The sequence below is a fragment of the Mucilaginibacter angelicae genome (assembly GCF_042434235.1).
Classification (GTDB): Bacteria; Bacteroidota; Bacteroidia; order Sphingobacteriales; family Sphingobacteriaceae; genus Mucilaginibacter; species Mucilaginibacter angelicae.
This window is the reverse complement of record NZ_JBHLTS010000004.1, coordinates 453,692-475,746: the sequence shown is the minus strand read 5'-3', so window position 1 is coordinate 475,746 and position 22,055 is coordinate 453,692. Positions and strand designations below refer to the sequence as shown.

At 40.7% G+C, this 22,055-nt stretch carries 15 protein-coding genes; 13 read left to right on the top strand and 2 right to left on the bottom strand.

Features of this window, described 5'->3' with window-relative positions; genetic code table 11:
* Positions 1-26: 26 nt before the first annotated feature.
* From ACFFGT_RS02040 to ACFFGT_RS02000, 9 genes are all read left to right on the top strand, one after another.
* A complete protein-coding gene (locus ACFFGT_RS02040) occupies positions 27-992 on the top strand; it encodes a 3-hydroxyacyl-CoA dehydrogenase NAD-binding domain-containing protein (RefSeq protein WP_377020829.1) in 966 nt (321 codons plus the stop codon).
* Between the two features lie 50 nt (positions 993-1,042).
* Positions 1,043-1,957 (top strand): YncE family protein, encoded by a 915-nt coding sequence (locus ACFFGT_RS02035; RefSeq protein WP_377020828.1) that lies wholly within the window; start codon positions 1,043-1,045, stop codon positions 1,955-1,957.
* A 426-nt stretch (positions 1,958-2,383) separates the two neighbouring features.
* Entirely contained in the window at positions 2,384-2,842 is a 459-nt protein-coding gene (locus ACFFGT_RS02030) for a nuclear transport factor 2 family protein (protein ID WP_377020827.1), read from the top strand.
* Between the two features lie 12 nt (positions 2,843-2,854).
* On the top strand, positions 2,855-3,331 hold the full coding sequence (locus ACFFGT_RS02025; RefSeq protein WP_377020826.1) for a hypothetical protein: 477 nt from the start codon (positions 2,855-2,857) through the stop codon (positions 3,329-3,331).
* Positions 3,332-3,364: 33 nt separating this feature from the next.
* On the top strand, positions 3,365-4,633 hold the full coding sequence (locus ACFFGT_RS02020; RefSeq protein ID WP_377020825.1) for an NAD(P)/FAD-dependent oxidoreductase: 1,269 nt from the start codon (positions 3,365-3,367) through the stop codon (positions 4,631-4,633).
* Positions 4,634-4,928: 295 nt separating this feature from the next.
* Entirely contained in the window at positions 4,929-6,251 is a 1,323-nt protein-coding gene (locus ACFFGT_RS02015; RefSeq protein ID WP_377020824.1) for a TolC family protein, read from the top strand.
* A gap of 13 nt (positions 6,252-6,264) precedes the next feature.
* Positions 6,265-7,329, top strand: coding sequence for an HlyD family secretion protein (locus ACFFGT_RS02010; protein WP_377020823.1), 1,065 nt, complete (start codon positions 6,265-6,267; stop codon positions 7,327-7,329).
* 11 nt (positions 7,330-7,340) lie between these two features.
* Positions 7,341-8,873 carry an MFS transporter gene (locus ACFFGT_RS02005; RefSeq protein WP_377020822.1) on the top strand — a complete coding sequence of 511 codons (1,533 nt, stop codon included), beginning with the start codon at positions 7,341-7,343 and terminating at the stop codon, positions 8,871-8,873.
* A 43-nt stretch (positions 8,874-8,916) separates the two neighbouring features.
* Complete coding sequence (locus tag ACFFGT_RS02000) at positions 8,917-9,396, top strand: hypothetical protein (protein ID WP_377020821.1); 480 nt, start codon at positions 8,917-8,919, stop codon at positions 9,394-9,396.
* Between the two features lie 42 nt (positions 9,397-9,438).
* On the opposite strand, the gene ACFFGT_RS01995 is transcribed toward ACFFGT_RS02000, so the two are convergent.
* Complete coding sequence (locus ACFFGT_RS01995; RefSeq protein WP_377020820.1) at positions 9,439-15,291, bottom strand: sigma 54-interacting transcriptional regulator; 5,853 nt, start codon at positions 15,289-15,291, stop codon at positions 9,439-9,441.
* 156 nt (positions 15,292-15,447) lie between these two features.
* Between ACFFGT_RS01995 and ACFFGT_RS01990 the strand changes: the two genes are divergently transcribed.
* The 4 genes from ACFFGT_RS01990 (at position 15,448) to ACFFGT_RS01975 (ending at position 19,174) form a co-directional block, all read left to right on the top strand.
* The gene (locus ACFFGT_RS01990) at positions 15,448-16,416 is read left to right on the top strand and encodes a helix-turn-helix domain-containing protein (protein ID WP_377020819.1); all 969 of its coding nucleotides are present in this window, start codon (positions 15,448-15,450) and stop codon (positions 16,414-16,416) included.
* Positions 16,417-16,623: 207 nt separating this feature from the next.
* Entirely contained in the window at positions 16,624-17,394 is a 771-nt protein-coding gene (locus ACFFGT_RS01985) for an MlaE family ABC transporter permease (protein WP_377020818.1), read from the top strand.
* Positions 17,395-17,398: 4 nt separating this feature from the next.
* Positions 17,399-18,175: an ABC transporter ATP-binding protein gene (locus ACFFGT_RS01980; RefSeq protein ID WP_377020817.1), complete on the top strand. Its 777-nt coding sequence runs from the start codon at positions 17,399-17,401 to the stop codon at positions 18,173-18,175.
* A 3-nt stretch (positions 18,176-18,178) separates the two neighbouring features.
* The gene (locus ACFFGT_RS01975; RefSeq protein WP_377020816.1) at positions 18,179-19,174 is read left to right on the top strand and encodes an MlaD family protein; all 996 of its coding nucleotides are present in this window, start codon (positions 18,179-18,181) and stop codon (positions 19,172-19,174) included.
* 500 nt (positions 19,175-19,674) lie between these two features.
* Here the strand turns inward: ACFFGT_RS01975 and ACFFGT_RS01970 are convergent, their stop codons facing one another.
* Complete coding sequence (locus ACFFGT_RS01970; protein WP_377020815.1) at positions 19,675-21,861, bottom strand: eCIS core domain-containing protein; 2,187 nt, start codon at positions 21,859-21,861, stop codon at positions 19,675-19,677.
* Positions 21,862-22,055: the final 194 nt, after the last annotated feature.

The window sequence follows — 22,055 nt, the reverse complement described above, 5'->3', positions numbered from 1 at the left end:
ATCCAACTACTTAACATTTTACCATTATGAGTACAATATCAGAAACCAGCAAAAAAAGAGCGGCTTTTATCTCCGAACAGAAAACGATAGCGGTGATCGGTGCAGGCGCAATAGGCCTGTCCTGGACAGCTTTGTTCCTGGCCAACGGGTTGAATGTTATTATCAATGATCCGCGACCGGATATCCAGGAAGTTGCTTTACATGGACTTGATTTGATCAAACCTACTTTAAGTTCTCTTGGATATGATGTAGCGGATTTGACGGCACGTCTGTCGTTTGAAAGCGAACTCGGAAAAGCAATTGAAAATGCCGATTTCATCCAGGAAAACGGCCCCGAGAATGTAGCTTTTAAGCAGGACCTGTATACCCGGCTGGAGCAATTTGCCAAACCCGGAGCACTTATGTTTTCGTCCTCGTCAAGCATTCCTGCCACTGTTTTTGCCGAAAAAATGAAAAATGCCGAACGGGTGCTGATTGGCCATCCATTTAACCCGCCGCACCTGATCCCGTTGGTAGAAGTGGTTCCGGGCAAGCATACAAGCAAGGAAGCCATTGCTGAAGCAATAGAATTTTACAAGGCTTTAGGCAAACATCCGGTACTGATCCAAAAAGAAATAACAGGATTTGTTGCTAACCGCCTTCAATGTGCGCTTTTAAGAGAAAGTATACACCTTGTCAAATCAGGAGTTGTTACTATGGAAGATCTTGATGGGATCGTATCCAGTTCAATCGGCCTGAGATGGGCTGCAGCAGGGCCTTTTAAAACCTTCACTCTGGGAGGAGGAAAAGGCGGCTTTCCGCATTTTATTGAAGGTTTAGGCCCGATGGTTGGACATATCTGGGAAGTACTTGGAACACCAACATTAGATGAACCAACTAAGGAAATTTTGCTGGAACAAGCAGCAGAAAGCTATGGTAAAATTGCCATTGAGGATCTGGAAGCTGAACGTGACGGGCAACAGTTGGCCATTCTCAAAGCTTTAAATAAATAGGCCGGTAAATTGGCTGCAGTATGTAAAGCGCAGCGTTAATTTTTGAAAACATGGAGAATAAACCTTCATCAGATAAAGGCAGGTTACTTGTACTGGACGGGTATAACGGCAAAATTTTAATTTTCGATACCGAGGGTAATCCATTGGGTACTTTGGTAGATGATTGCGGGGGAACGCCGGATGGCGTTTGTGTTGATCCGGAAAACCAACATGTTTACTGGACGAATATGGGAGCGCACTGGGATCAGAAAGATGGTTATATCGAAAGAATAAATTATGATGGTTCGGACAGGCAATTAATTATAAAAAAAGGCGAAACTACAACGGCAAAACAAATGCAGCTTGACCTTAAAAACCGGTTGATATATTGGTGCGACAGGGAAGGTATGCGGGTTATGCGGTCAAACCTGGATGGTACGGGGATAACTACCCTGGTTATATCGGGCAATGGCCCTGAAGATCAGCTGGATGAGAAAAGGCATTGTGTAGGCATTGCTATAGATCCTGAGGAGGGTTATTTGTACTGGACTCAAAAAGGAGCACCAAAGAGCGGAACCGGGAGGATATTCCGGGCAGGGATTGACCTGCCTGCAGGAGAAGACCCGGCAAGCAGGAAAGATCTCGAACTCCTGTTAGAAGACCTGCCCGAGCCAATTGATCTGGAGATCAATCACCGCAACCATCAGTTATACTGGACAGATCGCGGTAGTCCACCGGGAGGAAACACGCTAAACCGTATCGACATGGACCAATGGGGACAGGTTGAGGTGCTCGTCGGGGGATTTGAGGAAGCCATCGGTCTTGCAATGGATATTGAAAACGACCGGATTTTTGTAACAGATTTGAGCGGCAGTATTTATAGAAGCCGCCTTGACGGTACTAACAATACAAAAATATATAACGGGCAAAATTTAAAGCAAGGATTTACCGGTATTGTTTATGTGAGAGATGGCCTTGGCTGGTAACCTATATAGGATACCTGGCTAAGACCTGTCAGGAGCGTGGCCAGGTATTGAACTGAATTGTTTGATATAAGTTTCAATTGTTGTTATTTATATGCCCTGATATTTCAAAACTAACTTTCCAGGCTGGGGAACTGGCTTGTACAGGCTTAATCTGTTATTCTTTGACAACTTTTATAAAGTACCATTTAAAGGACATGGAAAAGAATGATCCAAATGATGGAAAGAAATAAATTTTTTGCACCGCGCATTTGTGATGTTCACGGATTTATAAATTCAGTTTAAGGTACATTTCTAAATGCATCAAGTTAACATTATGTGCTTTCCAAAGATTTTCGTTTGTATTTGAAAGATAAGCGAAATAAGGCTCACCGTAATTTGCGTAACCTTCACGGGAATAATGTTTTACAATATAATGTTGCATTACCAATGGAATTGACCGAAAATCTTAAAAAAGTGACCGCACTTGATCGCGCCTGGAATGAGCGCAGATGGGATGACTATAGCAGTTTTTATTCAGATGAAGTCGTGGTATTTATAAACGGCATGATTAATCCGCAGAACAAAAAGGATTTCCTGACAGAGGCCCGCTTAGTTTGCGAGTTGTTTCCGGATAATCAGGTGCTGATTGATCCGTATATCAATTTATTTGCTTCCCGTGATGAAAGCCTTACCTGTTCTGTTGCCTGGATAATGGGGGCAAAAGCCGATGCATTTGAGTTTGGGGGGTATTTGTTTAAGCCCAAATATTGCAACTATGCAATTACGGTAGTTGCCGTACGGGGCTGGCGCAATGGAAAGGTAATCATGCAAAGGCTGTCGTTTGATGTTTTACAATTGCTTTCCCAGGTTTCAATGGGGCCTTATAGTACAGGAGAAAAAAATTAATCTCATTTATGGATGCTGTTTAAAATAAAAAAATTCAGGAAAAGATTGATTAGCCTCGCAATTGCCGAAGTGTGGACTTCTCTGTATAAAGTTAATGAGGGTTATCCCCCCTTTCATGATGGCGAAGACAAAAGAAAAATGATCGCCGGCTTTCTTCAGCTTACAGCAAAGGAAGAAAAGAAATTCTGGGCTATATATGACAAGCTTCAAAGCAAAAATGCAATGCTTACCGCCAAAAAAATAGAAGAAGTTGGGGCGCTTCGAATTAAAAGTAATCAACCGGAAGAGCGATCTGCTTTATTTACCGGCCTCATTTTCAATTGGGTTAGCAGCGTGGCGGATCTCTACGAACGTCAGACCAATAAAATGAAAAGAGCGGTTGGAAAGAAAAAAAGTGTTGCTTTTTTAAATATAGAAATGGATTTCCATACAAAAAAGATAGAAAGTTTGATGGCCGGTCCCAGGGCATTCTCCAGCGATCTGGATTGAAAATAAAATTATATGTCATTTAAATAAATAACTATGAAACATGTTATAGTCATTGGAGGAGGTTTTGGGGGAGTAAACCTGATTAAGGAACTTGCCAAAGACAAAAATTTTGAAATTACGCTTGTCGACCGAAATAATTATAATTTTTTTCCACCCTTACTTTACCAGGTTTCAACTGGTTTTTTGGAATCGGCAAATATTAGTTATCCCTTCCGGAAACTACTGCGAAAATATAAGAATGTGCATTTTAGGATGGGTGAGTTGGAAAAGATCGTACCTGATGCAAAAGTAGTGGTAATTAATTCCCGGCCTGTACAATACGACTACCTGGTTATAGCCACAGGAACTTCAACCAATTACTTTGGTATGGAGAATGTTAAGCGTCACGCTCTTCCGATGAAAACGCTCAGTGATGCGCTTGCTTTACGTAATCATATTCTTGAAAGGCTGGAAGCAGCCTCTGCAGAATCAGACCCGCAGATCCGTCAGAAGGAGATGAATGTTGTTGTGGCAGGTAGTGGCCCAACCGGGGTGGAAATCTCCGGTATGCTTTCAGATATGAAAAGAGATATCCTGGGGAAAGATCACCCGGAATTATTGGCCTCGGGAACAGAACCGCACATTTACCTGGTTGACGGGCAGGATGAAGTACTTAAACCAATGAGCGATAAGACACATGCATATGCTTTTAAAACGTTAACGGAAATGGGGGTTGACGTTCGGCTGGGCATGCAGGTTAAAGATTATGATGGTGATACTGTTGTTTTTACTGATGGCCAGCAAATCGATACCAAATCATTGGTTTGGGCCGCGGGCGTAACCGGAACAAGGTTTGAAGGAATCCTTCCGGAAAGTTATGGACGTGGCAACAGGATAATTGTAGATGAATATAACGAAGTGTTAAACATGAAAAATGTATACGCAATTGGAGATATCAGCCTGCAAACCCATGAAAGTGTTTATCCTGGAGGGCATCCTCAAATGGCCCAAATTGCTATTCAGCAGGGAAAAAACCTGGCCGGTAATTTAATAGCCGCACTTAAAAACCAAAAGCTGAAACCCTTTAAATATCATGATAAAGGCAGTATGGCAATTATTGGCAGAAACAGGGCTGTGGTAGACCTGCCGAACAAAGCTCATTTTAACAGCGCACTGGCTTTTTATATGTGGCTGATGGTCCATCTGATGTCTCTTGTAACAGCAAGCAATCGCCTCACTACTTTTTATAATTGGCTGATTGCCTATTTCAGCAGGGACCAATCCCTCCGAATGATTATCAAACCATCAGATACCCCCCTGTAGTTTTCAAAGTAAATAATCGGGGGGCAAATCTTAATCGATACGTCTTATTTCAGTTCAGGCCCCGGATCCGGTTTGATACAGACATGATATTCTTTGTTTTCAAAAGAGCTCTGATTTATAAATAAAGGATGTTTGCCTGTAAGGATGAGCTGTGGCTGAATCTGAGTAAAAAGGTTCTCCGGAATCTAAGATCAGTTGGTATAATCCCGGTATTTCGCCTGTAATGTCAGCTTCCTAAGCTGCTTTGCTGAATACATCAGGTGATATTTTGATACTAAAAAAACAAAATACTTATATGAAACAAGCCTGCTTAACCATTATTCTGATAGCATCATTTTTTACATGTAATGTTGCTTCGGCCCAGGATACGCTTAGCCGCAAGGTATTGACAATGGAGGCGGTATTTAAACTGGCGGTTGAAAATAGCCCGCAACTTAAAGTGTCAGCAAAAAACATTGATCTTGCAAAGCAACAAAAGGAGATCATCAAGCTTTACGAGCTTCCCGACCTGTCTACCGGCCTGGACTACGGCTATCTCAGTAATGCCGACGTTTGGACGCCTACTTTTTCAAAACATGAGAAGGGTGCAATACCTCACCAGTTTACTCAACTCAGTGTATCGGCCACACAGCTTATTTTTAAAGGAAACGAGGTTAGGAACAACCTGCTTAAAGCATCTTTTGAGGAACAGGTAGCTTTTCTTAGCCAGGAGAATAATGAAGAGGATATCAAGTTCCTGGTTGCAGCCAAATATCTTGATATTTACAGGCTGATCAATCAGCGGGTTGTCCTTGTCAATAATCTTCAACTGGCAAAAACGCGTTTGGCCAATATCCTGACCATGAAAAAACAGGGCATGGTTACAGAAAATGACGTCCTGCGCACAAAACTGAGCATATCTGACCTTGAGCTGTCTATCAGAAAGGTAGATAACAATGTTACGATTGTTAATAAGCAACTTAACCTGGTTACGGGCCTGCCAGATGATCACAGGTTAATCCCGGATAGCACGCTTCTTCAACAGCAGCAGCAGAACAAAGCTCTTGATGAATTCAGGGATATTGCCTTTAAAGAAAACCACGAACTCAGGATTGCCGGGCAGGAAGTTAAAATTGCAGAAACTAATATTAAAATTTACGGCAGCGACAGGTATCCGCAGATCACCCTTTATTCTGGCAGCGTATTACAGCGCCCTTTTTTGTCTACCCTTCCTTCTCTGGATATTTTTTATAATGTTTGGCAGGCAGGTGTATCGGTTAAATACAACATTTCGTCTATTTATCAATCTCCAAGGAAGATCCGGGCAGGAAAAATACAACTGGAGCAATCACGGTCAAGGGAAACGCTTGTTAAAGACCAGTTAGGCGTAAATGTTGACGCCGGATTTATTAAATACAACGAAGCGGTTGAAAACCTGAATACCTACCGTGATGACCTGCGGTCGGCACAGGAAAATTACCGTATCGTCGAAAAAAAGTATTACAACCAGTTATCCCTGCTAACTGACATTCTTGACGCATCGAGCACCAAAATATCCGCAGAGCTAAAAGTTACAGACGCGCAAATCGACGTGATTTATTACTATTTCCAACTATTAAAAACTATAGGAACCATTTAAACTATAATCGGCCATGAGTGATACTAACCAGGAAACAACTAATCCCAAAAAAAGATTTTCGCTTTTGATCATCAACACTGCATTGGTTATTGTAGTGCTGCTTGCTGTTATATGGGGAATTTCCACCTATTTTGATTTAGGTGATGGCGCATATACCAATGATGCGCAGGTTGAAGAATACATTAACCCCGTAAACGCTAAAATTCCGGGATATCTCCGGGAGGTTAGGTTTAAAGAACATCAGTTTCTTAAAAAAGGAGACACCCTCGCTACTATTGATGACAGGGAATACAAGATCGCTCTTGAACAGGCCGAAGCGGCGTACCACTCTGCGTTAGCCGCCAAAATGGTAACATCATCTGCCAGAAATACTACTGAAAGTAATCTGAGCATCACTGATGCTAATATCCAGGCTTCTCAGGCAAGGTTGTGGAATGCCAGGCAAAATAAAGACCGGTATGAAAATTTGCTTAAAGACGGCGCTGCGACACAGCAGCAATATGATCAGGTTAAAACCGAATACGATGCACTTTTTGCCCAAACAAAAGCCTTAAAAAAACAGCGGAACACCACTACGCTTTCAACCGATGAAGTATCCAAAAGAATAACCGTGAACAACGCTGAAATTGAAAGGGCAAAAGCTGCAGTTGATCTGGCTAAGTTAAACCTTTCTTATACAGTCATCTTAGCCCCTTATGATGGCGTAACAGGGAGGAGGAATATTCAGGAAGGGCAACTTGTTCAGGCCGGTCAAAACCTCCTGACATTCGTTAGGAATGATTATAAATGGGTTGTAGCTAATTACCGCGAAACTCAGTTGGAAAAGTTAAAAATCGGGCAGGTAATGAAGCTCAATATAGATGGAATACCGGATAAACATATTCTGGGTAAAGTGACCTCTATTTCTGAGGCTACAGGATCCCGGTATTCGGCCATACCTGTAGATAACTCTACGGGGAACTTTGTTAAAGTTCAGCAACGGGTGCCTGTGATCATTGACTTTATTAAAAATGAAGGCACAGATTCACTTGTGAAGCAATTGCGTGCAGGAATGAACGTAGAAGTTAGTAAAAATTAAGCTATTGTGCTATGGAGATATATGACTTATTTTATAAATGGATACCCATATATTTAAGGGTACCTGTTTTAATTTTGCTGTTTTTTGTCATTCTCTGTGCTAATGGAGTTTTCTTAGGCAATTTAACTGACATGGCGAGCAGCCTGGGCATGTATCCTGAACATTATACTGCAGCGGTAAACGCAATGTATATAGGGATGGCGCTGGGCCTGATGACGGAAGTTAGGTTGAAGCTGCGTTATTCCAGCAAAACACTTTTGCTGGCGGGCTTGAGCACAATGCTTTTGATGAAAATCATATGCGCTACTACCAGTAACCCCTGGATAACGATCATAGCAGTGTTTATTCTTGGTTTTGCAAAAATATCTGCACTGATTGAAGTATACATTGTTCAACTGATGTTGTGGAGCAAACAATTAGATACATCCCGTTTTTACCCTTTTGTGTATTTTGTAGCATTAGGCGGTCTGTACCTAACATCCTGGGGCACTGCCAGCCTGGCCTATTATTATAATTGGCGATATGCTTATATCCTTGCTGTGATGATTTTACTGGTCGCAATTTTATTAACAGTCCTGTTAGTTGAAAACCATCCATTAAAAAAAACAATGGCCATTAGCGGGATGGATTGGGGGAGCCTCTTCCTGTTAGGAGTGTCAATGTTATTGCTGAATTACGTAGTTGTATATGGCAGGGTTGAGGATTGGTTTTATTCAGACTCGATAAAGCTTGCTGCATTTGGGTTTATCTTTTCGTTTTTGGTTTTTCTGAAAAGAACGCTAAGCATTTCTGCACCCTTTTTTAAATTGGAACTTTTCCGCAAGCCAACCTTCCGGATAGGATTATTGCTGTTTTTCATCCTTGGCGTGTTCTCACCGGGAACCTTTCAATCCGCCTTTTCGGCCGGTATTTTACAGTATGATACGCCGACCAATATGCAGCTGAATCTTTTCCTGATCCCCGGTGTAACAGCTGCCAGCATAATTTGCTTTATATGGTATTACAGGAAGCTTGATCCCGAACCTATGATAATCATAGGGTTTGCCGGTTTTGTAGTTTACCATATCATGATGTATCAAAGTTTTTCCAATGAATTTGCCTTAACTGATTTTTGGGCGCCGTCGATTGTGAAAGGATTTGCCACGTGTGCCATCTATATCGCTGTGGGGTTATATACAACTAAAAATTTTGACCTTGGAGTTGTCATGATGGCCGGAGGAGTGATGATTCTCGTTCGGTCTTTTCTTGGCAGCGGTATTTTTTCGGGAGTGTATAATTATATTCTGTATGCGGAACGGGTAAGGCATCTTGATAAACTGGCGGTAATGACCGATAGGGGTGGCTTTTTTCCTAACCAACTAACTGGCAGCGGCCTGTATAAAGCCCTTGCCGAACAATCTACACTTGCAGCGTCAAAAGAAGTGACAGGTTATATCATCATTTTTGGCTTCGTCCTGGTTGCAGTCCTGACCCTATACTATATCAGAATAAAAATTATCGGAACCGCCCCTGCTGTAACCCCGGAGCCGCCACTTGTTAAATGAACTTCAAATTGTAACCATAATTCAAACTCCATACTATACCAAAATGAAAAGAACAATTTTAACTTTAGGGCTGGCAACAATTTTTATCGGCAAGCTATTTGCACAAACTGATAAGGAAGATGTAAACATTGCACTGGCTTTACTCAACAAAAATAAAAAGGAGGTTATCTCTCAGTCCATTCCCCTTAATACCAATCAGGAAAAGCCTTTTTGGGAATGCTATGATCAATACGAAAACGAGTATAATGCATTATTGAAAAAGCGTATTGAATTGATTGGCAAGTTCACAGAAAATTACGGTGCGCTTAACGATACGCTGGCCACATCTGTAGCTGAAGGAATGATCAAGAATACAGGCGAACTAAATGATCTTCATCATAAATACTTTAAAAAATTTCAAAAAATAACAGGGGGTGTCAAGGCTGCTACATTATATCAGATTGAGCTGTATATACAAACAGCGATACAATTTGATGTGCAACGGCAGTTACCGATTATAGACGGACTAAGCAATATGAAATAATAGGCGAGCTGGCAAAATTTCAATTTTTGCCCGCATAGTTCATTATTTTTCAGGAAAATAATGAGCCTTTCGTATCCCCAGTTTTCTCATTTTTGAGGTTAATGTAGAATATGGTACGCCCAGTATCTCCGCGGCCCCGTTATAGCCCGAAACTTTTCCTTTAGTCATTTTTAATGCTTTTAAAATATGTTCCCGTTCATTCTCTTCAATGGTGAGTAAACTATAATTTTCATTTTCTGTATGAGGGATTTCCTGTTCAAACACAGGAAGAGGCACCTTTTTTATAGTATCTGAATTAGCCAGCAAAACGCTCCGTTCAATGATATGCTCCAGTTCTCTTACATTACCCGGCCAGCTGTACTCCATGAGTTCCTTCATCGCTTTTTGTGATATGTTGGTAGTGTTTTTTCCTGATGTTTTACTGTAGCGATTGATGAAGAACGAAGTTAGCAGCGGGATGTCCTCTTTTCGGCTTCTTAAAGGAGGAAGCATTAAAGGAAACACATTTAACCTGTAGTACAGGTCATCTCTAAAACGCCCTTCATCAACCTCCTTTTTCAAATCTCTGTTAGTAGCAGCAATGATCCGCACGTCAATTTTGATGGTGGATTTACCGCCAACACGCTCAATTTCCCTTTCCTGAAGTACCCTAAGCAGTTTTACCTGGAGTTCAGGAGGCATTTCACCTACCTCGTCGAGGAAAAGCGTACTTTTATTAGCCAATTCAAATTTCCCCAGTTTCCGTTCAATTGCCCCCGTAAAGCTGCCCCTTTCATGGCCGAAAAGCTCACTTTCAACCAGGTTTGCCGGCAAAGCTGCGCAATTTACCTTAATCATAAGTTTGTCTTTCCTGGCAGATGAATTGTGAATTGCCCTGGCAATGAGTTCTTTCCCTGTTCCCGTTTCCCCAAGCAGCAAAACCGTACTATTGGAATTGGCAACTTGCGAAACCATTTGAAATATTTTCTGCATTCCTCCCCCTGAACCGATAATTTCACTATGATTATAGCTGGTTCCGATCTCATCCTGCAGATATAAATTTTCCTGCTCAAGTTGTTGTTTGTATTTATTGATCTCTGACAAATGCTGGACAATTTTCTGATTGGCCTTTATGTTTGCAATGGCCGAAGATATTTGTGCTGACAGTCCTTTTAATAAATGGGTATTGACCTGGTTCGGACGGGTCCATAAAATTCCTATCGGTTCGTTTGCCGCCACTAACCGGATCCCCAATACTTCTTCAAAACCTAACAGTTTAAGGATGGGTATACCGTCCGGACGTACCATCCGGTTAATGATCATTTCATTTACATTCAACACAACGGGCTCTTCTGAATTGAGGACCATAGCAGTAGCACCAAAATCGGGAAGACTTTGCGCCGGGGCCGCAACTGCAGCCTGAAACAAATGGTCTTTCATGACATGTTCAGGTACGTTGTACATGAAATAGCTTACCGTATTGTCATCATTTTTGATTAAAATGATAAAATCATTTACTTTAAAAACATTTTTAAAATATTGATCAACGAATACTGCAAGTTCCTTCTTGTTTTTTACCAGTGCAATATCCTTGCTGAACGATAACAACCAGGATTTTTCCTGCTCTCTTTGAGCAATGTCTTCATGTGCCCTGATATTTGAGGCGGCAATTGAAATTTGGCTGGATACCCCCTTGATAATTTTTAATGCATTGGCGCTGAAGCTGTTTTTTTGTTCGGCATAAAACGTTAACACACCAACGTTTCCTGTTTCGTCCTTTAAAGGCATAGTAACAGCCTCCTTTAACCCGATTTTGTAAAGTAGCTTTGCATATGAATGTGTATCGGGAAGCTGCGCGTTTAGCTGCGCAACGTCAAAAATAGTCGGCTCTTCAGAATTTAGGATTTGATTATAAATACCATCTAAAACAGGATAAGTTTTATTGGCAACTTGTTCGTATTCGGGATGGTCTGTTAAAATCGGTTGCGGATCTGTCAGGTACCATGAAAAAGTTTTGCCTTCTTTATCCACGGAAGCAATACTGCAATTGCTGAAGTTGATGAGCCTTCGTAAACTTGTGTTAATGAAAGTTAGTAGTTTCTCCTTGTCGCGGATATTACCTAATTCGTAGCTAATGGAAAGCAGGGTAGCTTTTTCCTGCTCCCTGATGTGAATTTCTTCATTGGCAACAATATTTGAAATGACTACCCCAACCTGGCTTGCTACCCCCTTGAGTATGTTGATATTTCGTTCGGTGAAGGTGCCTTCCCGGTCTGCTGCAATGAAGAGCAGTCCCCAATGCTCTTTTTCGCCCTGCAAAGGAATTAATACAGCTTCTTTATAACCTAATTCGTGATGAATAGCCGCAATTGGGGGAGGCGAAGCGGTATCAAGTAAGTCTTTATAATTTATAAAATAGGGTTCATCACTTTCCAGCGCCAGGTTGAATACACCATCATCGATAGATTGTGGTGATAAGATATATTCCATATAAGCGGGATGTATACTGGCGGGCCCGTTAACATCCTTAAAATAAACTTCTATTTGTGTTCGGTCTTCACAAATTCGAAGTACAGCGCTTCTTGTAAAACCTATGAATTTATGAAGGCGGTTATTGATGAAGCCCCATAAACTTTCCCTATCCCGAACTACTCCAATCTCATGACTGATAGCAAGCAATAACTCTTTTTCGCGCTCGCGGGCAATAGCTTTTTCATTGGCCATAATGTTAGCTACAGCTGTGGACACCTGGTCGGTAATCCCCTTGACAATCTCTGTTTGGCCTTTGTGAAAACTGCCCTTGATGTTAGAAAAGAAACAAATTGCTCCAAAAAACGCATTATCGCTCAGTATCCGAATTGCAAGTACCTCTTTTAAGCCGCAATCATATGCCGGGACCAGATAAGGCGGCAGATAGCCTCCCTGGGCGGCAGCTACTAAATCAAAAATATATGGTTCGTCATGCCAGATATAGTTATCCAAAAAACCATCCGTTAGCGGAAACTTTGATGCGTTAATAGCCGCATAATCTTTATGTACCCTTGATAAAGAATTTGGGTCGGTGAGGAAGAATGAAAAAGTCAGCGAATCCTCATTAGTTACACCTATAGTTGAATAATTAAAATAAAATAGCTTCTTAAACTGATTATTGATCATCGAAATAAGGTCGTTTTTGTCCCTGATCCTTGATACATCATGGCTTAAGGACAATAATACTTCCTTCTCAAGCTCTCTTTTACGTATCGCTTCATTGGCCAGAATATTTGATACAGCAATTGCCATTTGATTCGAAACACCTTCAATAATCCCAAGAGCGTTCTTTTCAAAATCAACGGCCCGGTTTGAAAGAAAAATGGCTATTCCAAAAGGTTTAACATCATTTAGCAAGGGCATGGTAACAAGCCATTTCATATCAGAATCATAATAGAATTTCAACCAGTCGGGAGGTGTTTCATTTTGCCTGCTGAAATATTGGGAAAGGTTTATAACGTTGGCATGTTCGGTTTTGAATGCATCTTTCAAAATATCGTCATCAACATTAAACCGATACCCGGGGATATCTTTTTTCAGTAAATATGATTTGGATTTGAAATCCGGATCGGCCAGGAAAACATTCATCGTACTTCTGTCTTCTGAGAGCAGCAGGATAATGTTTGTGGTAAAATGAACCAACTTTTTAAGGTAATTATTCAATACTTCCAGAAGGTCCTTTTTGTCTTTTATTTTCGCCATGAAATTGCCGGCAGCAAGCAGGTAATCTCTTTCCTGTTCCCGTTTGAAGATCTGTTCCCTTGATATGATATCTGAGACAGCAATAGAGAGCTGATGGGTAACCCCCTTTAATATTTTTAACTCATTTCTTAAAAATGTACCTTTATGATTACTGAATAGCATCAGCAGGCCAATATTTTTTTTATTGTTTCTGAGCGGCAATACACATAGTTCCCGGATCCCGGCCTCATAGTTTAAACGGATATAATCGGGGATAGCAGGATTGTTTATGATTTTGTCCAGGTCGATAACCACAGGATAGTATGATTTCAACGCAACTTTAACAATGATTTCATCGGCATTTTGCCAGTTGGAGATAGCGTTATCAAGGTTATCTTCAAACTGTATAGCGGAATTGGGCTCAATTAAGAATGAGTTAAACTTTTTCCCATTTTCGTTTAGAAGTATAAGGGAAGTGTGGTCAATATCAATCAGCCGTTTTAATTTGACGTTGATAAGCGTCAGCAAATCATTTTTATCCCTGATGGTGATCATCTCCTGCCCGAGATCAAGGAGCACGTCTTTTTCTTTTTCCCGTTCTTCAATCCTGAACCTGGCTATATAGTTGGATACAGCAAATGATAACAAGTAGGTCATTCTTAATAGCAAATCCTTTGCCTCTGCCTTGATCGGATTGTTTTCCCGGAAAAATATGAGGAGAACGGCCGGTGTGTCGGTTCCATCTTTAAGCGTTACCCCCCAGATCCATTTAATGCCCCGTGAAGCTTCCTGTTGAATATAACCCGGTCCGGTTCCTGCCTTTAACAGTTTTTCAACTTCAAATTCCAAAAAATCTTCCGATTCAACCAACTGGTTGAAAAAACCGTCATTAACGGGAAAATGACCATGCTGATGATATCGCGGCCGGTTATCCGCCTGTGAATCTTCAAAAAGGGGAAAATGCGTAAAGGTTTCACTGTTAATAACCCTTATTTTGCAATACTTACAGGCAAAGGTATTTCTGAACTGATTTTTTACAATTTTAACCAGCCCTTTGGAATCGCGTGCTGAAGCTACCTTGTTGCTGAAATCTAACAGTAACTTATTGGTTAATTCTTGCTTTTGAAGTTCTTCATAGGTAAGTATATTTACTATAGCTGTCGATAATAACTCACCAAGCTCTTTCAGTATCCTGAGATTTGGTTTATTAACAGATCTTTTGCTGTTAAAATAAAAACAGAGAAAAGCTCTTATACCCCTGCTTTCCCTTAGCTGAAATAGTACCATTTCCTTAGTACCAACGTCATAATTGATTTTGATGTAATCAGGAGCATCGGGTATCTTTATCAATTCATCCAGGTCAAGTATTGTAGGATCTTCTGCAATTAGTAAACAATCATACAGTAACCGATCAATTTTATGAATAGTGCCATTTTCGAAATTGAAATCTGAATGATGCCGGCTTCTGGAATTTCTATCCATCATAAATGATGTAAAATAAGTCAGATCGTCGCTGATAGTACCCACATAACTATGCGTAAAATTAAACCTGGGTTTGAAACGGCTGTCGATAATATCTTGAAATTGTGTCTTTGTTCTGATATCAGCGAGGTCGCGCCCAAGCGACAGTAATAACTGCCTGTTTTTTTGTTCCTCCTCTATTTTTATATTGGTAATGATATTGTTCAAAACCGTTCCGAAAAAAGGTAATAAATCGGGAACTACTGAATTGACAGCAATAGTGGGCAGATTAGTATCATGACCGGCAAACCAAATAATACCAACTATATGCGATTGGTTTTTAATTACAAAAGACAACAGGATATTATACCCTCGTTGAACGCAGTATCTGAAATGGTCTGGCAGATTCTCTTCCTTGGATAACTGAGCAAGATCAAACTTAAATGGCCCTGTTGATCTGATAATTCCTTTTACATAAAGCTCTTCATTTAAAAAGGAACCATAATTATTTATTATTTCAGACTTTCCAAAAAAAGCATCATCATTAGGCTCATGCCCCAAAAAGTTGTAGCTATCGTAATCTTTATCGAATAAACTAATGAACGCGCCTTGAAATTTCAGATAGGACGCAATCGTCCCCGCTGTTATCAGTAAATCATCGATGGTTTCAGATTTGGAAAGTTCCAAAATAATCGAATTCTGAAATATCAGATCCCCGTCTGAAATGGTTGATATATGTTTCATGTGAATTTAACTGCCGTTATTTCGTTATTTTATTTAAGCAATTGCCGATATAAAAGCAGCTTAAATTACAATTTTTTATATTAAGTGCCTGTTTTTTAATGAATTAATTAATGGCATCGCAATTGGTTACTCTGTATGGTTGTAACTTATAAATGTATGTTGAAAAATCTATATATCTCAGAAAGCCGATCAGAAAAAGACAGGGTCTTGTCCAGGTATTTACAGGCTTTTACCAAATTTTCAGGGGATGGGGTAATTGATCTTGATAAGCGGTTAAAATACAAATTTGAGTATTCGCTGCATGAACTCGAAAGTGTTATCCATGCTTTCAATGGTACGGTTCCGCCAAGCAGGCAGTCTATTTACACAATTGGTTTAGTTAAAGAAGGGGCCGGTTTAAACAATATCGGTCAACATGCTTTTCCGATACGTGATAATACCCTTTTTATAATTCCCAGCAGGGTTATTCATTCAAGTGATTTTGACACCCTTGCCTGCAAAGGATACCTGTTGCATTTTGACCTTGACTTTTTTTCTAAAACCTCATTGCCTAAAGAATCTATTATCAACAGAAAAATCTTCAGAACTTCCATCAGGCCTTATTTATATCTGAATAAGTCACAAGCTCAATCCATGTGTGGCATATTTGAGCAAATGATGCATGAAGAAGATAGAATAAAGAATGAAGGCAATGATATGCTGGCCCTTAAGATACTGGAGCTATTGATCCATTGTGACCGTTTGTTTTCCAAGGCGTCACTTATGGGCAAAGTAATATGTTATCATCCCATTATTCACAAGTTTTCAGAATTATTGGAATATAATTATAAAAGGTACAGGAGCGTGCAATTTTATGCAAAGGTGCTCAATGTTCACCCCAACCATTTGAATTTCCTGCTAAAAAAGCACAATGGGTTAAATGCCAAGCAATATATTAATAACAAGGTCATTTCTGAATCCAAATACCTGTTATCTAATTCCGGCTTAATAATAAAAGAAATTGCTAATCACATGGGTTTTGAAGACCCCAATAATTTTTCAACTTTCTTTCAGAAGTGTACCGGCCAGGCGCCCTTAAATTATAGGGAGTCATGTCCTTTATATAGTTCCCAGTCTGCCAGTTAAACTATCGCAGACGATTTAAAAGGTTGTTCTGTGAAAGTCAAAATGGTTAACAAACTAACAGTCCCTGCTGGCGCTGGCTCCTGTTTGAATTTTAAAGCCTATTGTTTGTAATTAAAAGGAAAAATTAACCTGCTGATGGTTTCTTTGTCTGCGTGCAATAGCCCTTGTGTTTTTAATAAATAAGCACAAATTAAAGCCCCATGAAATATGGCAATTTTTATAAGAACGAAAATATTTCTGGAAGAAACAGGCGCCCTGGCGAAGTTTACCGGGCAATTTCTGTTTATGGGAAAGCAATCCAGGTACGAAGTCAGGGAGTTTCTGATCCAGTCTTATATCATAGGCTACCGGTCATTAGGCCTTGTTGGTTTAACCGGTTTTATTATGGGCCTCGTATTAACCATGCAGCTTCAACCTTCGCTGGCCAGATATGGAGTACAATCTGAGCTGCCCGGCATGGTAGCCATCGCAATTATCCGCGAAATCGGGCCTGTACTGACAGCTTTGGTGTTTGCAGGTAAAATAGGAAGCAGTATTGGTGCCGAACTCGGATCAATGAAAGTTACCGAACAAATAGATGCAATGGAAATAAGCGGAACAAATCCATTCAAATTCCTGGTTGCTACCCGCGTTATTGCAGCTACGCTGATGTTGCCCGTACTTACTATTCTTTCTGACGTTATTTGTCTTTGCGGATCATACCTTGGTATTAATATAGGGTACGAAACAAGCTTTAAGCTGTTTTTCAATGAAGTGATTCAGCATTTGTCATTCAATGATTTATTCCCTGCATTTATAAAAACATTCTTTTTTGGATTTGCTGTAAGCATGATAGGATGTTACAAAGGTTTTACCTCAAGCAAAGGGACAAGAGGCGTAGGCAATTCTGCTAACTCAGCTGTGGTGATGGCCTCAGTAATCATTTTTATTATGGATTTACTTGCAGTACAAATAACTAATATGCTAAACCTTAATTGATTTCATGAAAATGATACATGAAATTTCGGATAAGAAAATTGGTGTTATAGCCAATGAAGAGCCTCTTGTGATAGAGCACCTGTATAAGTCATTTGGTGGGCGTAAGATACTTGATGATTTCAGTCTTAGGTTAAACAGTGAAGAGAATGTGGTTGTGCTTGGGAAGTCGGGAGCGGGCAAATCTGTACTGATTAAGTGTGTGATCGGTTTGTTGGTTCCGGATGAGGGAAGTATAAAGGTTTACGGAAAAGATGTGGTTGGAATTGGTAAGCATGAGCTGGACCGGCTTCGCACAACCATTGGGTTCTTATTCCAGGGTAACGCCTTATATGATTCGATGAGCGTTCGGGAAAACCTGGAATTTCCGCTGAGAAGGCATTGGATTAAAATTACAGAAAATGAAGTCAATGATATGATCCTGGATGCGCTTGAAAATGTCAATTTGGTACATACTGTAAACATGATGCCCGCTGAATTGTCTGGCGGTATGCAGAAGAGAATTGCACTTGCCAGAACGATGATTTTAAAGCCAAAAATTATTTTATATGATGAACCAACAACAGGGCTTGATCCCGTTACGGCAAGGGAAATCGATGAGCTGATTCTGAAGTTGCAGGAAAAATATCATACCTCGTCAATCATAATTTCCCATGACATGAATTGCGTAAAAACAACAGCCAACCGGATTGTCCTGTTGTTAGATGGTAAATGTTATACAGAAGGAACCTATCAGGAGCTGGAACATTCACAGGATTTAAAAATCAAACAATTTTTCGAATAAGCAATGAAGACGGAAGGAAACAACATAAAACTTGGGATATTCGTCATGTGCGGATTGGCCATTCTTGTAATTACGCTTTACCTGGTGGGTGAAAATAAAAACAATTGGGGATCGGGTATCGAGGTTAAAATTCAATTTTCTGATCTTGATGGTCTTGTTGAAGGGGATAACGTATTGTATGCAGGCATGGCGGCAGGTAGCGTAAAAAAAATTCAGATTTTAAAAGATACAACCATTGAGGTTACATTATTGGTCAATAATAAAACCGGGCACTTTATTAAAAGAAATTCAGTTGCCACAATTGGTTCCGAAGGCTTAATGGGTAACAAGGTGATCAATATTTCACCAGTTGCAGGCAATGCGGATCTTATAAAGGATGGGGACTACCTGGCCTCCAGGCAACCCATAGGGATTGAACAAATGTTGCCGAAACTATCACGCATCGGGGATAACGTTGAATTGGTTTCCGGGGTATTAAAAAATACGGTGCTGGCGCTCGACTCCAGTCAGCTGATGAAATTAATGAAAGACAGCAATACGGCAAAGCAACTTCGTTCGTCATTGACCAATGCGCAGTTAACCATACAAAACACGGCAGAGATGACTGCTGTATTTCGTAATCTTGCCTATCAAACAAAAAATGGAAAAGGTGCCCTGGGCTTATTGGTTGCCGATAGCGGTTTTGCTCATGTGGTCTCAAAAACAATGAACCAGATAGCGGATGCTTCCCACAATGTTAATGAGGCCTCCTTAAAATTAAATAATACAGCTTCCAATATTAATGACGAGATCTTACACGGAAAGGGGATGTTAAACCTGTTACTAACAGATTCGGCATCCGCCGGGAATATAAGTAAGTCATTACTTAATATAAAAAATGGGACCGACGGTTTTAATCAAAATATGGAAGCGCTTAAACATAACTTTTTATTTAGGGGATATTTCAGGAAACAACAAAAAGAGGAGGCTAAACAGCTAAATAAAACCGGGGCTCAATAACAGCTGGCCGGTGGTTACAGACCCGTACCTTTCAAAGGCGGGGGCTGGAAATAAATATTGCTGATTAGCAATTGATAGACTGGTTTCTATGAATCAACTTGTATTAAGCCTCATAAACAGATATCAAAAAACTACCTGCTTATGGGGCTATAAAATTAACAATAAGGCCGGTGCCGGCGCAGTTACTGTATGGGTTGCCGGCAGCTGGCCAAATCACCGCTAATCGTATTTGTGCGCGCCGGTTTCTGTGGTTCGGGGCGTTAGTAAGCCGGATAAACTCAAAAAAAGCTTCAGCAGATATTGTTAGGTTATCTCTCTTCTTAGTCGTCTTCTGATCCTGGTTCCTGTTCTTCACCTGAATCTATTGCCTCTGCCAGCCAGGCCGCAATTAATTCTTGCTGTTGCCGGTAGCACTCCTTTATATATGCATCTTGTATCTGCTTTGGTGTAAGTTCAGCTTTAAATTCGGGTGTAGTCCCCGGAGCGTCATCGGATGCATGTTATTGTGGAGATGACGACAAGGAAGATGATGAAGAAGATGAAAGTGATGGAGCAGGCGAAGATGACGACGAGGAAGATGATGGAACCGACGACAATGACGACGAAGAAGAGGAAGAGGACGAAGAAGATCTTGTCGTTATACCGGGATCGTGTATTTCACGAATCAGGTCAAAAACAGCCAGGGCAAATTCTGTAAGCTTCTCTACAGGCACCTGGCTACCCAATTTTCTCAATTCAATAATGGCGCCCCGCCGCGCAGGCTGCTTTGGTTCAGAAGATTCATTGCTCAATTCAATAATGGCGCCCCGCTGCGCAGGCTGCTTTGGCTCAAGAGGTTCACGCTCTGTATTAGAAATGCCAATATCATCTATGCTCTCTATCTTATACTTCTCTTTTAATTTGGTATCATATTTAAGTGTTGTTTCTGATATTTGGCCGTAGCCCGCGATTCCAAGGGCTTGAAGAGGGTCATCATCTTCCTCTTCTTCTTCTTTTGTTTCTTCCTCTTCTTCTTTTTTTTCTTCTTTTCCTTCTTCTTCTTTTCCTTCTTTTGCTTTTTCCTTGTTAAGTATTGCTTTTTTTCTTTTAAGCGAATGGTTAAGTACTTCTTTAATAGTCTGTATTTCCGCATCTGCTATTTCATCGTGGCCTCCAGCATCCAAACCAGAAACAATTGGTAAATCTAAAGCACTACCGCCCATTAATAGCTCTATTTCCCTTAGTTCTTTTTCAGTAAGACTATTGATAAACGCCCAAAAACCGTTCCTTAACATAAAGGGCATCCAATCTTTTACGTAGGCGCCTTTAGGGTAACTGCTCCTAATGTTGGTTTTATGATCTTCAGACTCGTTTTTTGCAAAGCCATAAAAAATTGCAGCAAGTCCTCGAACTTTGCGTGATACTGTGCCCGGAATCTTCTTTGCTTCATTCAATCCGTCTATAGAAGCTTGTCTAAACGGTTTACGTGGTTCGGTATTGCCCCATCCAATGATATTTGCATGCATTTGCGCACCCGTATGTGTACCTGTAATTTTTGCTTCATCTTTTTCTTCAGGGGGGGCTTGCTCAATACCCGCATTTTTAAATGGGGCCCTGGTTAGATGTTCAATCAAATCAACTACGTTGTCGAACTTTATACCCACAGTAGCCTGGGGAGAGAAAAATTTTTCTCCATTTGGAATATGGAAACTCTGCGCTTCTTTTTGAATACTCTCGAGATGTTCTTTAAAGCTCTTTCTTGTTTTATTTAAAGCTGCCCCTTTTTCTTCTTTCGTTTTTCTTTCGCCCTCATATTTCTTCTTGAAATTTTGCTGAAAAGAATCAGTAACGATTTCATTCCAATCAATCACTGATGATGCGTCTTTCGTTTCTAAGTTTTCAGCTTTTACATCTTTTGTGTCTTTCGGTATTACTTTTTCAATGAGGCCTTCTGCTGTGTTTAGCTTTTCGAAAGGCATATGATGTTCTATCTTGTTTAAAAACTTTACTATTGCAGCCATAATTCTCACGAGATGTTCACGCCCGGTATCGGTTTCGTCAACAGCGTTTGTGATAATTTCCAAATCCGGCCCGTTGGGCCCAACATCACCGTCACCCTCTATATGAAACATATTATCAATCCCACCCAAAGGTGTTCTGGTTTGGGTAATATTCTTTAAAAAAATACTGTCGACCGCCTGAAACTCAAGCCCTATCTTGCGCTGCACCACACCTGCCGGTTGCGAAACCGGGTTATTAAGTGGTGTTGCGGGCATATCGTCTGCTGTTTTTAACTGCGCGGCCCGTTGTCCCATTACATCGGCTTCTGTTTCCAGCGCCGGGTTGTCGTTTATGGCCAGCCCTTTGGCTTGCAGGGTTGGTTTAACGCGGCCCTGCTTTTGTTGCACTACGTGCCAGGCTTCGTGCGGCAGATGCTGCTCCTGCCCGGGGCCAAGATGTATCTGGTTTCCTTTAGCGTAGGCCAATGCGCCTATTTGTGTCGGTGTCTTTGAATTGTAGTGTACCTGCACATCATCCATAGGCAAGCCCGAAAGGCTTTCCACACCACGTTTAAGCTGTGCAGGTAAACCGGCGGCGGGCTGCGCAAACCGGGTTACCGCGGCATAGCCCATGGCTGATGCATTGCTACTTTCTACCTGTTGAACAGGGGCTTGGTTTTTACTGATTGTGGTTTTTCCCTGGTTCATGAAGCAGCGTTGTAAAGTAAGTAAAGATGTTGCAAGGTAGAAGAATCGTTCTCTTTCTGATACCATCATTTTCAATGGACGAAAACGATGTTTTTCTTTATTTGTTTATAAACTCTTCTCTATCCGTAACGAAGAACAAGGTATAAAATAATACCTTCTTTTGTTGCTCTTTTTTGTTGCAGTTATCCATGTTA

Bases quoted from the DNA above. Each gene is read 5' to 3' on its own strand.
- ACFFGT_RS02040 (WP_377020829.1), top strand. From the start codon at position 27: ATGAGTACAATATCAGAAACCAGCAAAAAAAGAGCGGCTTTTATCTCC.
- ACFFGT_RS02035 (WP_377020828.1), top strand. From the start codon at position 1,043: ATGGAGAATAAACCTTCATCAGATAAAGGCAGGTTACTTGTACTGGAC.
- ACFFGT_RS02030 (WP_377020827.1), top strand. From the start codon at position 2,384: ATGGAATTGACCGAAAATCTTAAAAAAGTGACCGCACTTGATCGCGCC.
- ACFFGT_RS02025 (WP_377020826.1), top strand. From the start codon at position 2,855: ATGCTGTTTAAAATAAAAAAATTCAGGAAAAGATTGATTAGCCTCGCA.
- ACFFGT_RS02020 (WP_377020825.1), top strand. From the start codon at position 3,365: ATGAAACATGTTATAGTCATTGGAGGAGGTTTTGGGGGAGTAAACCTG.
- ACFFGT_RS02015 (WP_377020824.1), top strand. From the start codon at position 4,929: ATGAAACAAGCCTGCTTAACCATTATTCTGATAGCATCATTTTTTACA.
- ACFFGT_RS02010 (WP_377020823.1), top strand. From the start codon at position 6,265: ATGAGTGATACTAACCAGGAAACAACTAATCCCAAAAAAAGATTTTCG.
- ACFFGT_RS02005 (WP_377020822.1), top strand. From the start codon at position 7,341: ATGGAGATATATGACTTATTTTATAAATGGATACCCATATATTTAAGG.
- ACFFGT_RS02000 (WP_377020821.1), top strand. From the start codon at position 8,917: ATGAAAAGAACAATTTTAACTTTAGGGCTGGCAACAATTTTTATCGGC.
- ACFFGT_RS01995 (WP_377020820.1), bottom strand. From the start codon at position 15,291: ATGAAACATATATCAACCATTTCAGACGGGGATCTGATATTTCAGAAT.
- ACFFGT_RS01990 (WP_377020819.1), top strand. From the start codon at position 15,448: ATGTTGAAAAATCTATATATCTCAGAAAGCCGATCAGAAAAAGACAGG.
- ACFFGT_RS01985 (WP_377020818.1), top strand. From the start codon at position 16,624: ATGGCAATTTTTATAAGAACGAAAATATTTCTGGAAGAAACAGGCGCC.
- ACFFGT_RS01980 (WP_377020817.1), top strand. From the start codon at position 17,399: ATGAAAATGATACATGAAATTTCGGATAAGAAAATTGGTGTTATAGCC.
- ACFFGT_RS01975 (WP_377020816.1), top strand. From the start codon at position 18,179: ATGAAGACGGAAGGAAACAACATAAAACTTGGGATATTCGTCATGTGC.
- ACFFGT_RS01970 (WP_377020815.1), bottom strand. From the start codon at position 21,861: ATGAACCAGGGAAAAACCACAATCAGTAAAAACCAAGCCCCTGTTCAA.